At 61.3% G+C, this 13,741-nt stretch carries 9 protein-coding genes and 2 pseudogenes; 4 read left to right on the top strand and 7 right to left on the bottom strand.

Features of this window, described 5'->3' with window-relative positions; genetic code table 11:
• Window positions 1-9 precede the first annotated feature (9 nt).
• Entirely contained in the window at window positions 10-2,160 is a 2,151-nt protein-coding gene (locus NKH99_RS28795) for a type IV secretory system conjugative DNA transfer family protein (protein WP_353017109.1), read from the top strand.
• Window positions 2,161-2,265: 105 nt separating this feature from the next.
• Here NKH99_RS28795 and NKH99_RS28790 read toward each other — a convergent pair whose 3' ends face one another.
• The 3 genes and pseudogenes from NKH99_RS28790 to NKH99_RS28780 form a co-directional block, all read right to left on the bottom strand.
• Window positions 2,266-2,514, bottom strand: a complete 249-nt coding sequence (locus NKH99_RS28790) for a DUF982 domain-containing protein (protein WP_352453430.1) — start codon at window positions 2,512-2,514, stop codon at window positions 2,266-2,268.
• Window positions 2,515-2,554: 40 nt separating this feature from the next.
• On the bottom strand, window positions 2,555-4,207 hold the full coding sequence (locus NKH99_RS28785) for an MFS transporter (protein WP_031195547.1): 1,653 nt from the start codon (window positions 4,205-4,207) through the stop codon (window positions 2,555-2,557).
• 523 nt (window positions 4,208-4,730) lie between these two features.
• A pseudogene (locus tag NKH99_RS28780) lies at window positions 4,731-6,060 on the bottom strand (IS1380 family transposase); the annotation flags it as partial.
• Between the two features lie 179 nt (window positions 6,061-6,239).
• Here NKH99_RS28780 and NKH99_RS28775 point away from each other — a divergent pair.
• Window positions 6,240-6,996: pseudogene (locus NKH99_RS28775) on the top strand (IS5 family transposase).
• Here the strand turns inward: NKH99_RS28775 and NKH99_RS28770 are convergent.
• The 3 genes from NKH99_RS28770 to NKH99_RS28760 form a co-directional block, all read right to left on the bottom strand.
• A complete protein-coding gene (locus NKH99_RS28770; RefSeq protein ID WP_353017107.1) occupies window positions 6,984-7,982 on the bottom strand; it encodes an NAD(P)H-dependent flavin oxidoreductase in 999 nt (332 codons plus the stop codon). The pseudogene NKH99_RS28775 and the gene NKH99_RS28770 overlap by 13 nt on opposite strands.
• 396 nt (window positions 7,983-8,378) lie before the next feature.
• The gene (locus tag NKH99_RS28765; RefSeq protein WP_353017105.1) at window positions 8,379-10,616 is read right to left on the bottom strand and encodes a relaxase/mobilization nuclease domain-containing protein; all 2,238 of its coding nucleotides are present in this window, start codon (window positions 10,614-10,616) and stop codon (window positions 8,379-8,381) included.
• Window positions 10,613-11,020: a plasmid mobilization protein gene (locus NKH99_RS28760; protein WP_352708966.1), complete on the bottom strand. Its 408-nt coding sequence runs from the start codon at window positions 11,018-11,020 to the stop codon at window positions 10,613-10,615. Before NKH99_RS28760 ends, NKH99_RS28765 begins: the two co-directional genes overlap by 4 nt.
• A 464-nt stretch (window positions 11,021-11,484) precedes the next feature.
• On the opposite strand from NKH99_RS28760, the gene NKH99_RS28755 reads away from it, so the two are divergent.
• Both NKH99_RS28755 and NKH99_RS28750 read left to right on the top strand, forming a co-directional pair.
• Entirely contained in the window at window positions 11,485-12,165 is a 681-nt protein-coding gene (locus NKH99_RS28755; RefSeq protein WP_352818909.1) for a nucleotide-binding protein, read from the top strand.
• Window positions 12,162-12,572: a hypothetical protein gene (locus NKH99_RS28750; protein ID WP_352453813.1), complete on the top strand. Its 411-nt coding sequence runs from the start codon at window positions 12,162-12,164 to the stop codon at window positions 12,570-12,572. Before NKH99_RS28755 ends, NKH99_RS28750 begins: the two co-directional genes overlap by 4 nt.
• 511 nt (window positions 12,573-13,083) lie before the next feature.
• On the opposite strand, the gene NKH99_RS28745 is transcribed toward NKH99_RS28750, so the two are convergent.
• Window positions 13,084-13,407 (bottom strand): DUF736 domain-containing protein, encoded by a 324-nt coding sequence (locus tag NKH99_RS28745; RefSeq protein ID WP_023803002.1) that lies wholly within the window; start codon window positions 13,405-13,407, stop codon window positions 13,084-13,086.
• Window positions 13,408-13,741: the final 334 nt, after the last annotated feature.

Here is a 13,741-nt window from a genome sequence, read left to right as displayed (position 1 = left end):
GGCCCATCCATGCAGAAAGTCGCAACAGCAATTTTCATGGTGCTCATGGCGATGGCCCTGGGCGCCCTGGTCTTCACCGTCGCCTATGCCGCGACGGATTGGTACCAGACGGGCTCCCACGTCCTGTTCGACCAGCTGAACGCCAATCCCTTGCCGGTCGTTCGTCAGGCTTGGGCGGACACGATGGCGAGGAATTTTGGCCGGATACAATACGCCGTTGCGGCAGGAGCATTGGGGTTTCTCTTGCCACTGGTCAGCTTGTTTCTCATGCGTCCAAGAAAGCGCAATGACTCTCGCTTCATGACCATGAGCGACGTATCAAAAACCGGCCTGACGAAAGTGGGCGGCGTCTTCGTCGGTCGAGCCGGCGGCAGGCTGGCCGAAATTTTGTCGCCCAGCCGCGATCAGCGCTCAGGCAATATCCGCTTGACGCAGCGCAAACTGATCGGCGGCAAGAAATTGTGGATTGATGGCGATGATATCGGCGGCTTCGTCATAGGGCCGCCGCGCTCGGGTAAAGGCACGTCTCTCATCATCCCGAACGCCTTGACCTGGCCGCATTCGCTCGTGGTTCTCGATCTGCGCGGCGAGACCTATGCGGCGACCGCCGGCTACCGTTCCACCATCAGCCGCGTGGTGCGTTTCGCGCCGGCAGACCCCGACGGCAATACCGCCTGCTACAATCCGATGGACTTCATTTCGCTGGACTCAGCTCAGCGCGACATCGACCTTCGCAACATCGCTGGGGCGCTGTTTCCGCGGCCCCCATCCAACGCAGATCCCTATTGGGTCAACGACGCCCGCCTCCTTTTTACCGGCATCGCGTCCTTCGTCATGGAATCGCCTACGATCCCGAACGAGAAGAAGACCTTCGCCACCATCCTCGAGATCATGAACGGCGCCGAGCAGCCGCTCCTGGAGTTCATCGGCTCGCTACGCGAGGAACGCCGCCGCGAATGCTCGCATTTTACGCTGCAGACCCTGCTGCCATATTTCGAGATGTCTGAGCGGCAGTTTTCCGGAATCTACGCCGGCGTACGGACCGGCATGGCGCCCTTTCTCAACGAGCGCCTGATGCGAGCTACGTCGCGCAGCACATTCGATATTCGCAAGCTCAAGCGTGATCGGATTTCTCTTTATCTCGACGTGCGGCGCGAGCAGATTACGTCGCTTGGACCGTTGTTCAACGTCCTGATTACGCAGATGATGAACTTCATGTCGGAAACCATGCCGCGTCCGGACGAGCGTCCGGTGCTTGTGCTGCTCGACGAGTTCCAGAACCTCGGCAAGCTCGAGAACGTGACCGAAATGGCGAGCGTCCTGGGCGGCAACGGGGTTTCCATGTGGTTTTTCGTGCAGTCGCTGAAGGCTGTAGACGAGATCTATCGCCAGGACGGGCGAAAGACGCTCATCAACGCCGCTCGCGTGCAGATCTTTTTCGGTGCGCAGGACGCAGACGATCTGCGCTACGTTTCCGAGCAGCTCGGCGAAACGTCGGACGTGCAAAAGGACGTGACGCGCACCAAGGCAACGTTGTTCGACACTTATTACACGCGCTCGGTCCACCGAAAGGAAGTGCGGCGGCCCCTGATGCGGCCGGATGAAATCCGCACGCTCGACAAGAACAAGGTCATCATTTTGCCGCGTGGCGAACTGCCAATCCTCGGCACGCGCAATTTCTATTTCGCCGACGGCCAGCTCGCCAAACGCGCGTTCATGCCCCTGCCCGCCTATACCGACGCTTCGCGCACGAAAAGCCGTGCGTTGGACTCCTCTGCGGCGGTTCAATCTACTGCGCTCCCAACTATTGTGCCGAAAGCACCGGCGTACCGCTCAGGCCTCTTGCAGACGCGCCTGCGGCGCGGCGCGACATTTGCCGCAAAAGCGGGTCGTATGGCTCTGCCGCAGGGCCGGCGCGCAATCGTAAAAGAACGGCTGAAATCAACAGACGCTGTAGCCGTACCAGTTTATGCAGCCATAGATTTTTCCGCGTTGGCGGCTAAAGCGGTCACGACAAGGATAGCACCCGATAAAGAAGCGGCGGTGGCGGCGATCCTGAACAATGTGCGCTCTCTCCGGGCCCACGCATCCGACAAAGAAGCTTTCGACCGAAATTTGAGCGTCGTCGAAGACACCTTGCCCGATGTAGTCGACGGGTAGGAACTGCTGCGCCCTGCTCGTGTCAGATAGAAGAGCGGCAACGTCATGCCTCAGGCCTTCCGTATCAGCCGCCAGTTGCCGGGCGGTGCCGCTTGAGCACTCCAGTCAATCGCAGCGTAGAATCTTTGCTTCGCGCGCGACCGCGACGAAAGCCCTGCGGGCGGCGGGTGGATGAAGCTCACCTCGTATAACCTTCAGACAGGCGTCCATAGCTGCCCTGTGCTTCTCCGTCTGACGACCAGCAAGATCCCGCAGCAGGATGGAGGCCGCATCATTAACATCGAACACGGTGCGTTCTGTATAGCGGCCAATCTGAATCACAACTGGCCTCTCAAATCTTACCAAGCCGGTCATCTACCCTCACCCTTGAAGCTCTATTAACAACAGCCTGCGATCACCGGCGGAAGAAAAATCGCGTCGGTTGATCCCGCTTGCGGGTTGCCCCGGTCGGCCGCTCAATCGAAAGTTTAGTAAGAGGTGGGTTTCCACCCATGTTCAATTCGAGCAGACGTTGGTCCAATTCCTTGTCCGCCGCTGTGAGGCGATGGTTAAGGCGCAGATAGTCCATCCAGGTCGGCGTGCGGAAGGTTTCTGTCCAAAGCGAGGAATCCTGAAGATCGCGCTGGAGGTTCCAGTGCCTGGCGCCGACACGGCTTTGCACTCGCCGTCGTTCCTGCATCTGATCGAGGAAAGCTTCGACGTTTGCCTCCGGTATTGAGTACTCGATCTTGATGACGATCGGGCCGCTTCTCGGCTTCAGGTCGAGAGCGAGTTGCGGTGTCTCGAAGCCAAAAGGATCCTGATCGGAGTCTTGCCATTGACGGATCGGCAACAGGAACCCGGTGGCCGCGACCATCAGTAGCGCAGCAGCTGAAATCTCCAGGGCTGAGGCAAGCGAATAGTTCTCAGCCACCGTACCCCATAGCCAACTGCCGGCCGCGATACCACCCGACGAAAGGGCATAATAGATCGAGAGCGTGCGACCAACGACCCACCTTGGGCTTGCCAATTGAACGCTTACGTCGAGCCCCGTCCAGGTGACAACCCATCCCGCGCCGCCGAGCGCCAGCGCAATAGCCGCCACTGCCACTGAAGACGTGAGAGCAAGAGATAGACAACACGCCGCGCAAGCAATGCATGCCAGTATTGTCAGTCGCTCCTGGGAGAGCGACCGTCTCAAAACATTGTTGCAGATGCCGACGCACAAGGCGCCGGTCCCGAAGCCAGCCATCAGGATGCCATAAACGATCGGTCCTCCGCCTAATTGATCGCGGGCAACGACAGGCAGGAGCGCGAGTATGGAGATGCTGGTCAGGCCAAAAAGCGCGCCACGCGCGATTGCCGCCTTGATCTCCGCCGATAGCGCCGTGAAGCGCGCTCCGTCATGAATGGCCGTGGTCAATGGCTCGCGCGGGAGGGGGGACGAGCGAACATCCCATTTGCGGCGCCCTATGGTCCACAGCAGCGCTAGATAGGTCAGCGTCGCCACAGCGAAAGCTGTCAAAGGTCCAAAGGAGGCAACGACAATGCCACCAAGCGCCGGACCGACGCTTCGAACAGCGTTATATCCAACCGAGATGAGCGTAACCGCGGCTGGAACTTCGCGTTTTCGTAAGATGTCGCCGACCGACGCGTGCCAAGCGGGATCGGTGAAAGCGGCGCCCGCTCCGGCCAAACAGCTGAATGCAAGAACCATCCATGGATTGAAAATTCCCAAGCCTGCAAGAACCGTCAGCATCGCCGAGGACAGCGCTATCACGGACCAGCCAGCGAACATCAGGTTGCGGCGGCTGAAATTATCAGCCAGGGCTCCGGCGATGATCGACAGGATGAATGTAGGCAACGTCGTCGAAGCCTGCACCAAGGCGACCATCACGTCGGAAGTCGAAATGGTCGCCATCAGCCAACTGATGGCGACAGTTTGAATTAGCCAGCCAAAGCTGGACACCTGCGTAGCAAGCCAGATCGATCGGAAAGTTGCATTCTCGAGCGGCGCAAATGTCGCCGACGAAGCTGGAGTCGCATCTGCGGGCGCCACCCTGCTCATTGGGTTGAGCCCTCCCCTCGGTCTATCGGTCGCGTTTAGAGGTGCCCTCCCGGCGCAGGTGCCCGTGGAGGAATAGCAGCATGAGCGCATTTGCTAGGGATAGCGCAAGACAATTCTACACCGCCGGCGCTCTGGCCGAAGCGATTACTTGGTCTGGAAGAAAAGGCGGATGCAGCCTGACCGCAAATCGGGCATCGCACCGAGTTAGGAATTGCCGCCTTCGGGAAGGAGACCTTCATTCCGCGCGGGAAACGATGCCCATGGAAAGCCTGGGACGACGGCGCCGATTTCTATCAGAGAGCTGGCCCGCAGCGGATTCAACGAAGCCGGGCCACACCTACCTAGCCGCCTTGATGCACAGCGATAAGCTTTTGACGCCTGAAGCGACGTTGTGGTCGCCGTTGCGGTGCTTTTCCACGCGCCTCGTCAGGCGCCGGGATTGCTCCGTCGTGATGGCAGGCGGGGGTTTGCAGGTTGCGGTCGACGGGTTCGTTTCGGGGCGTCTGCCCCCATCGTATGTCGCGAGTTGGGGGATGCGATCGAGGACGATGCGCAGGATGCGCTGGTCGGGGCACGATGTCGGCAGGTGCAGGCGGATTTGCGATTTCATCTCGACCACCCGCGCAGCGATTTTGATGAGGCGCAATCGCAGCGTGTCGAATTGGGCGACGGCAAAGCTCGAGCGCCTAGGCATCGCGGCCCGCAAGCCCCACATCAACCAGTAAGCACCGGCATGCAGGAATAGCCGGAACTGGTTGGCCGTCGCTCTGGTGCAGGATGTGCGGTCGGCGGCAAGATGCGTCTTCCACGACTTGATGTGGTTCTCGGCCGCGCCGCGCCGGCAGTAGACATCCTCGTAGAGCGCCTTGGCCTTCCCACCGGCAAGGTTGGTGACGACGAAGCGATATCGCCACCTTGGGCGCCGACCTCGACCCGCGCGATGATGCGCTCGACGCGGCTCCAACTAGCGGCGCCGTCAACGAACTCCTTGAACCTGCGGACCTTGCCTGTCTTGGCCGACGCTTCGAAGCGCGCCGTCGTGCTGGCCTCCAGATCCGCGACATGCTTGCGCAGGGTCGTGGTGGGCGCGAGGCCAAAGATGAAGTCGACGTCGTTGGCGCGGCACCAGTCGATGACCTGCGGGTTGCAATAATGGCTATCGCCGCGGAGCAGGATTCGAATGTTCGGCCAGTTGATCCGGATCGCCCGCACCAGACGGCGCAGGTGGGGGCGGATCTCAGCCCCACTCGGCCGCTTGGCCGGTCGCAGGATCGCGCTGACGAACCGTCCCGCACCATCGAACACGACGATCGGCTGGAAGCCGTACTCGCATGGTGGGCATTGAACAGGCGAAGCTGTTGGCCTCCGTGCACAGCGTCGAAGGTGTCGTCAATGTCGAGTACGATCCGCTTCGGCACCTGCCGGAACGAGGCGCAATAGAGATCGACCATCGCCCGTCCCATCGCGACCAGCTCCCGCACGCCGGGTAGGTTCTCCAGCCGGCACAGCGTCGATTGCGACGCCAGATCCCGACCCGACGGCAGCGCATCCTGGGCCATCTTGAAGACCGGATCGCAGCGCAGCCGGTTGGCGTCGTTGCCGTCCTCGTAGCCGGCGGCGATCATCTTCATGCGAAAGCCGATCATGTCCGCCAGGCTGTGGACGACCTGGTCCGGGCAGCGCGGATCGTCGATGCAACGCGCCAGACGCTCGGCCACCCGCAACCGCTTTTCCACCTCGGCCAAGGCCAGAACGCCGCTGTTGGACGACAGCATGCCGCCGTCGAAACGGGCGACGACGGACTTGCCGCCGACTGATGACAAACCGCTCAGCGGCAGCGCAAGATCGTTCATGGTGGGTGTGGTCTCCGGGAAATGGTTCGGATCGGCTTAAGCAACCAAATCCTACGTCATTTCAACGGCTTGCGCCACATCCACCAACCCCCATGAATTTTTCAGGCTAGGATCGGGACCCATCAAGGGATCCACTGACGGTGATTTTATGAGTCACGGTCTCCAAAGGGAGGCCACAGATGAATGGCGATTATTTCTGGCTGACGGAGGGAGCAGGTTTCGCGGCCGCAGGCGCTGCTGCCAACCGACACGCGCGGCAAGCCAAGAATCGATGACCGCCGAGCGATTGGCGGCATCGTCCATGTCCTCAAGTCCGGCGGCCGCTGGGTCGATGCCCCGCAAGTCTACGGGCCGAGAAAGACGCTCTACAATCGCTTTGTCCGATGGGCTGCCAAAGGCGTTTGGGTCGACATCTTCCACGCCCTGGCCTCGGCTGGCGGTCCTCCGGCTGAGGTCCTGATCGACTCTTCGGCCGTGAAGGCGCATCGCTGCGCTTCTGGCGGCAAAGGGGGGAGCAAAATCAGGCGATCGGCCGGTCGCGCGGTGGGCGAACCACGAAGATCCACGCCCTGACCGATGGCCTGTGCCGCCCGATCGCTTTCCTCTTGACCGGTGGCCAGGTCGCCGATTGCAGCGCCGGAGATTTGCTTCTGGAGCAGATGCCCGAGAGCCCGATCCTGCACGCCGACAAGGACTATGATACCAATGCCATTCGCCACAGGTCTAGGCTAAAGGGGCGATGCCGAACATTCCGCCGAAGCCAACCGGCGCTGGAAGAACTGCTTCTCCCCGTTCCTCTACCGTGATCGCAACGCCATCGAGCGCATGTTCGGACGGCTCAAGGATTTCCGCCGCATCGCCACCAGATACGATCGATCGGCCACGAACTTCCTCGCTGCCGTCTGCCTAGCCGCTACGGTCAGTTACTGGCTGTGACAGTTGTCCTCGACAAACAGAAGCGAACTTGCGCCCTGAAGCAGGGTGATCGCTTCAGAAACGGTGCGAAGGAGTATGTCACTCGCCGGCTCGATGTCGTGGATGAGGCCGGCGGCCTCACCAATCATGATCGCGGCTATTGTGGGATCGCCGCTTGCCCACGCTTCCCGGTAGGCAGCGGACTGCGCGTCAATGTCGGCAAGCAGATGGACCTCATTGCCGTGCCAGGCTTCCGTAAAAGCATTCTTCCGAACGCGCAGTGAAAACCGCGATGGCCAATCCAGGCGGCGCGCTAGGTCCATCACCGAGGTTCGAACCGTGTCGTCTCCGGTCGCGGCAAGGGCAGCCTGGTGCAGATTTGGATGAACGAGAGCCTCCAACGAGGCCCAGAAACGTGATCCCATCACGACGCCATCAGCGCCAAGCATCAGCGCCGCTGCAAGCCCACGACCATCGGCGATGCCGCCGGCCGCGCAGATGAGCGTGTCCGGCGCCCGTCGCCGTACCAAGTTCGCGACCTCCGGAACAAATGTGAATGTCGCTCGCTTCTCACCGTGACCGCCGGCTTCCGCGCCTTGGGCGACGACAATGTCGGCTCCGGCATCAAGAGCGCGGCGCGCGTCGTCGAGGCTCTGGACCTGGCAGATCAAGGGGACCCCGGCGGCCCGTATTGCCGGCGAAAAAGGCGCCGGGTCGCCAAAGGATAGGAAAATCGCACTTGGTCGCCGCTCCAGGGCCTTATCGAGTAGGCGCGGGTTCCTGGCGAGTGACCAAGTTATGAAGCCGCAGCCGACAGGTCGGTTGCCAGATCGCTCGAACTCTCGCGTCAGCCAATCAGCGTCGCCATAGCCGCCGCCGATAAGCCCAAGCCCTCCGGCTGAACTGACCGCACCTGCGAGTTCCCCGCCCGATGCGAATGCCATCGGCGCGCTGATGATCGGATGCTGCAGTTTAAGCCGATCAGTGAGACGGGTTACGATGCGCATCATCACTCCAATAGATTGCCTTGAGTATCGCAGGTTCGGTTGATCCTATCGAGCCCCGCTCAGCGCCCGCGACTAACGGCAACCAGAGCCGCCAGCGCAGTCGACCGACGGTTATGAGTCCGGACCCTAACCCATCAGCAAACTTACGACCGGGCTTTGAGCCCGTCACCGATCGATCCAATGGCGCTGCGGTTACCTGGACCGACCTGAAACCAGCCTGTCCCAGCCTTAGCTTCAGTCCATCCAGCAATGCGGCACGAAGCAGATTTCAAGATCATGCGCGGCGTGAGATCTGCGTGGCCATCATCCTGAACCTCGTAGGCGCCAAATGGGCCTCGGCACATGAGGTCACTAACACTCTCGGTCTCTTTAGCCGCAGGCGGCAGTGAGCTCGGCTCAGCGCTCGTAATCGTTATCATTTGAGCGCTGGGTCTTGCGGTCCTGCTCTTCCGACTGCCGTGCCTTCTGTTTGTTGGCGTCCTTCTGCTTGGCTGCCACCTTCTCCTGCTCGGTGCCGGTGCGCGGCTGCTCCGGCTCGCGGGGATCGTCCCGAGTTGGAAGGTCTCGCCCTCGCGGCTCGCGCTCGGGGATCGGCTCGCCACCGCCACCACCACGACGCTGCTGCCGCTCGAATTGCAGCCGCGCGAGACGGTCGTGCATCTTGTCGTTCACCTCTTCACGATACTGTTCGAACTGTCCTTGATGCGCCGGCGGCAGCGTCTCGCGCATGTTGTCCAGAGCCTGATTGACGCGGGCCATCTGACGCCGCATTTCCAAGGGGGTCTGCGCCATGTCCAAATCTCCTATCAGTGCATTCAATTCTCTCATACCGGGATGGGACAGGAAAGACTTTTGCCCCGATTGATCAGCTCCGCGACCCGCGGCAGGACCTGGCTGCTGTCCCTCCCCTGTCCGATCGCGACGGAACCGCAGAAAATTGTTGCCGATCGACTCCGCTGCCGTGAGAGCCTGACCGACTATGCCCGCGGTCCGCATCGTCGTCACAGTCTTTTGCCATGCGGCAGCGATTGCATCGCCGTTCACGACTAGGGATTGTCCATCCAAACGGCGTTGCCGCTTGGCCTCCACTCGCTCGATCGTCCTGGCGCTGACCTGATAGCGCGGATCGCTCTGGGCGCGGCTATAAGCCCCGGCATGCTCCTTCGTGAACGGACGCGTCATCGCATGGTCCATGCGCCGCGTCGCCACCATCGCAATGCCGTTCTCGCGTGCTTTTTCCGCAAAGGTCTCGCGCCAGGCTGCGAGATCCGGCTTGTAGAATTTCAGGCGCTCGCCGTCGGCTGACCGTGCCTGCACCATTGCATGGATATGGACGTGCTTGGTGTCGTTGTGATGCGCCAGGACGAACTTGTATCCTGGCGCTCGCTCCTCGAGCACGCCGCGCGCCGCGGCCATGACGGCGTTGGCATCGGTGCCGGCTCTTGCCGAGAAAAGCAGGTGATAGGCATTGCGGCGTTCACGCCCCGAAAACTGCGGGCGCCATTGTTCGTACACCGCAGCCGCAGCCTTGGTGGAACTCTTCACCCCAGGCACGGGCTCGCCATTTGCGTGGCGGACGTGGCTGTTGGTGCGGATGAACTTCTGCAGGAAATATTTCGCTTTAGGTTCACGGCTCACGGCCGCCGTTACCTCTGCCTTGGCTACCAGCCCCGCCGCGCCCATTGCTTCGGACAAGCGCGCCTCGATCTTGTCGAGCGCCTTGCTGCGCGAATTTTCCCGACCGCCGGCCAGCACCTTGGCGAGCGGTCCGGCCCGCTCATCGGTGTGCGCGTATACCTGCACCGTCTGTCCATCCTGCGCATAGAGGAACGGTTTTGCACCGAAGGCCTTGTTCAACGCCTCGCTCAAGGCGGCATCGCTGACCTCGCCGGCGAGGTCGAAACGAGCTTCGATAAAATTGGTATTTTCCAAGGGCGGTTCGAACGTTTCGCAAAACGTCTCCAGGAACGCCTTTCGTGCGGCACCTGTCGCAAGCACCTGCCCATCCTCGTCGAAAATCTCGATGTCGTGTTTCTCGCCTTTTTCGTCGTCGCGCTTACCGATGTAATTGAGCAGCCGGGCGGCGGCTTCCTTGGTCGACGGAGGATTGGGCATGACCTTAAACACGGCAGGCTGCGCACCCGCCGCATAGGCTGCCCGTGCCGCCACGGCGCGCGCCCGATAGCCCGCCCGCGCCGCTCGTCCTGTAGCGCTCGCGCGATCGGTACCACGGCCGCCGCCGCCGCGCCGCTTCCAGTCTTCCTCCTCCTCTTCCGGCCGGAAACCGGCGAGCGTGGCGCCATAGACCATGATCGGGGCGCTAGCGGCCCTGGGCAAACTCGCAGCAGCAGTGGACTTCGGTGCCCTGCTCGACATGGAGCTCCCCGCCACTCCTGTCCCTCCCGGCGACGAACGAGGGGCGTTCCTGCCGCCACCTCCCATCGAGCCTGCTTGTCCTTGCCCGAGGCGTCCGCCGCCGCCGGCCCGCTCATGACTGTTCATCGCCTGGAATTCACCGGCCTCGCGTCGGGCGCTCGTCAGAGACTCGTCGTTGTCCAGGTCCTCGCGCTTCGCTCCCGACTCGCCCCGCAGATAGCGTTCGATTTCGGCGTAGCCAGCAAGACGACCGCTCATGGCCTGGCCTCCCTCGCCTTGCGTGACCCGCCAGTCATCGCCTTCAGTTCCTCGCGAAAATGCCGCACCAGGTCTCCCACGGCGATCAGCGCCTGCTCAAGATTCTCGTCAGAAGGAATGCGGCCGTCGTTCATGGCACGCACGGCTTGATTGAAATTGACGCCGACGCGCCGCAGCTGATCAGTCATCTCCACGATCGCCGGCCGCAACGCCTCTGACGCGATAGGCAGATGCCCGGCCTCTGCCCGCACAAGACGCCGCACGACTTCGCTGACGGTCACGCCGTCCCGCTCCGCAATGGCTTTGAGGCTGGCCAGCTCGTCAGCCGAAAACCGGATGTGCGTCACCTCGCCATAGCGTCGTGACGCACTCTTCACCGCGGCTTTCTGGGCGTCTGCATCCATCTCTCAAGCCCGTTGCGGGCGCTAAGGCCCGCCAGGGCTGCGCCGCCTATTTTGTGTGTATCACAAAATAGGCTATCCTGCCAGCAAGAAGCAGAAATGATTGAGGGCGTGTTTTCTCACCAGCGCAGTTGTCGACGGCACAGCCCGACTCAAGCGTCGCAATGTCTCCATCGTGATTTGTTGTGATGTGGCGTTGAAGACTTGTTTCCATGTTAACATGGAAACATCAGGGCGGTCTGCACTCCGGTCAGCCCGGCAGATCATTCCTCGCATGAAGATGGCAACCGCCGCGTTGGTGACTGCACCCTGAACGAGCCCTTATCGGTGCGCGCCTGGGTTGCCAAACCAGTCTTCCCCGTTGACTATGTCACCATGTTTTGACCGTGATATCGTTCCCTGTGTCCATGATGACTTATGTCCTTGTTAACATGGACACAGGGAGCCCACGCCGGAAGGAGGCCGCCATGATCATCTCCGCTGCGATCCCCAAGGGCGGCACTGGCAAATCGACGATGCTGCGCGCCCTCGCATCCGTCGCGCTGCATCGGGGCTATTCGGTCACTCTTGTCGACGGCGACCGGCGGCAGAACATGAACCGCTGGTTCCAGATGCTGGGTGAGGCTGGCAATCGTCCTGACAGGCTGCAACTGGTGAGCGCGATGACCCCGCAGGAAGTCCTTGACGCCGCAGCCATTCACAACGGTGAGCGCTCCGTCGTATTGATCGATACGGAAGGCACCACAAATGACAACCTCATGGCCGGGCTCTACGCCGCCGACATTGTTGTCGTGCCGGTCTATTTTGCCCTCGACGATGTGACCGCCGCCATCCAGATCACTGACCACTACATCCCGCTGGCGGTCGAGAGCCGGGGTAGACCGCTGCCTGCGATATTCGTGCTGACCAAGCAGACCATCATCGATGGCAGGGCGCGAGCCCTGACCGAACTGCGCGCCATCATCCAGGCCAACGGCACGCCGATTGCAGAACACGTCCTGCACAATCGTGTTGCCTACCGCGATCTTCAGACCGGGCAGACCCTTTACAGCCATGGGGTGCCTGATGCGAAGGCGATTGCCGAGAGCGAAGGGGTCTTCGACGACCTTCTGCAAACCTTCATCGAAGCCACAAGGAACGCGGCATGAGTGAAGAAACCGCACCGAAACCCGGTCACGACAAGAAAGCCCGCATGATGAAGGCGATTTCCACGCAGCCGCCGGCACTGCCGAGCATGTTCATTTCATCGCCGAAGATCGAGGCGCAGAAGCTGGAGCCGAATGTCGGATCGGCGATGTCGCAGACGCCCGAGCCGGCATCGGGTGCAAGCCCTGACTTTCGCAAGCTGCTGCGGCAGGGTCAGAAAAAGGATCCGATAGCCGGCAAGAAGATTCGCGACGAGGAGATGATCCGCTGCGGGTATTACCTGACGGCTGCGGAGCAGCGCCATTTCAAGCTGCTGGCGATCAGCAACGGCCACAGCATGACCGAACTGCTGCGAAAGGCTGTGCAGGATTATATCCGCATTCATAAGCACAAACTGCCGAAGGAATGACCGACGGTATGGAGCCGCTATCGCCTGTTGCGACAGGTGATGTTCGTGGCTCTTGCTATGTGCGAAAAAAAGGGCCCGCGACGATACTTCGTCGCGGGCCCTGAGATGTTTGCCTACTTGGATTGGTTGAGGTGTTTCAGCAGTTGACCAAGGAAGTCGTCCCGGTCCGGAAGCGCACTGGCTGCCGCTTTGTCGCCGACCAGCTTTGCCGCCAGTTTGGGCGACAACGGCATGAAGTCGTAGCCGTGTGAGATGGCTGCATGGCGAAGATCGTCAAGCGCTTCGAACGCGCGATCGCGGGTGCCAAGCCAAAGACGGGGCTCGTCGGTTCCTGGTGCGGGAACGCTTGCAGGAAGTAGGTCCGAAGCGGTGGGTCGTAGCCGATGACAGCGTCTGGATCGGAGTGGCCCTTTCCGGTGACGGTGCCAGTGACAGTGATAGTGTAGCGGCTCATTGCAACCTCCTTTTGCCGGTGGGGAGCCGGCCCCTTGCGGGGCCGGCCACCGATGCCTCACTGGGGGTTGTTCCAGAGGATGACCTTCTTGTTCTCCTCGCCGCCCGGGGCGGGTGCGAGGTTGCCGAAGATGACGCCGATCTCAGGGGCTTCCAGCTTGACCGAGAGGTATTCCTCGCCCGAACGCTGGGAGGTGCGGTGCCAGCCGGCTCCGATCTCGAAGCCCGTGCGCTTGTTGACGATCCGGTAGTCGGGCGCGTCCTCGCGCGACTTGTTGGTGTTCGGGATCAGGGTGATCGGGGCATTGACCCGGAGCGTAGCGAAGACGCCTTCCATCGAGCCGTCGGCCTTGGTGGTGAGGTTTGCGATCGTGGTGGCCATGGTAGTTCTCCTTCGGTTGCATCGGGACCATTCCCGATGGCGCCAAAGGAGAGGGCCGTCCTGCTGCGGTCATCTCGGCGAAAATTCTGGAAAATTCTATTTGCCGAAAAATAGCGGGCAGGCCCTTCGCCTGTCCGCAGACAAAACAGAAATCGAATTTTCCTGAATATTCGCCGAGTGTACCCCCAACGGGGGTTGACCGCACAAAGCAGGCGGTCGTCTACAAAGGCGACATGAAACGGGAATGGCCCCGGATGCGGCAGATGGAAAAGAACTCAGGCCGCCATCGCTTGGCCGACGCAACGCTGCCGGATCGCACGAACAGGCTGCAGTC

This window comes from Mesorhizobium sp. M0854, assembly GCF_040319815.1.
Classification (GTDB): Bacteria; Pseudomonadota; Alphaproteobacteria; order Rhizobiales; family Rhizobiaceae; genus Mesorhizobium.
This window is presented reverse-complemented; position numbering and strand designations above follow the sequence as displayed.

Coding starts and splice junctions, on each gene's coding strand:
- NKH99_RS28795 (WP_353017109.1), top strand. CDS start 10: ATGCAGAAAGTCGCAACAGCAATTTTCATGGTGCTCATGGCGATGGCC.
- NKH99_RS28790 (WP_352453430.1), bottom strand. CDS start 2,514: ATGACCGGCTTGGTAAGATTTGAGAGGCCAGTTGTGATTCAGATTGGC.
- NKH99_RS28785 (WP_031195547.1), bottom strand. CDS start 4,207: ATGAGCAGGGTGGCGCCCGCAGATGCGACTCCAGCTTCGTCGGCGACA.
- NKH99_RS28770 (WP_353017107.1), bottom strand. CDS start 7,982: ATGCGCATCGTAACCCGTCTCACTGATCGGCTTAAACTGCAGCATCCG.
- NKH99_RS28765 (WP_353017105.1), bottom strand. CDS start 10,616: ATGAGCGGTCGTCTTGCTGGCTACGCCGAAATCGAACGCTATCTGCGG.
- NKH99_RS28760 (WP_352708966.1), bottom strand. CDS start 11,020: ATGGATGCAGACGCCCAGAAAGCCGCGGTGAAGAGTGCGTCACGACGC.
- NKH99_RS28755 (WP_352818909.1), top strand. CDS start 11,485: ATGATCATCTCCGCTGCGATCCCCAAGGGCGGCACTGGCAAATCGACG.
- NKH99_RS28750 (WP_352453813.1), top strand. CDS start 12,162: ATGAGTGAAGAAACCGCACCGAAACCCGGTCACGACAAGAAAGCCCGC.
- NKH99_RS28745 (WP_023803002.1), bottom strand. CDS start 13,407: ATGGCCACCACGATCGCAAACCTCACCACCAAGGCCGACGGCTCGATG.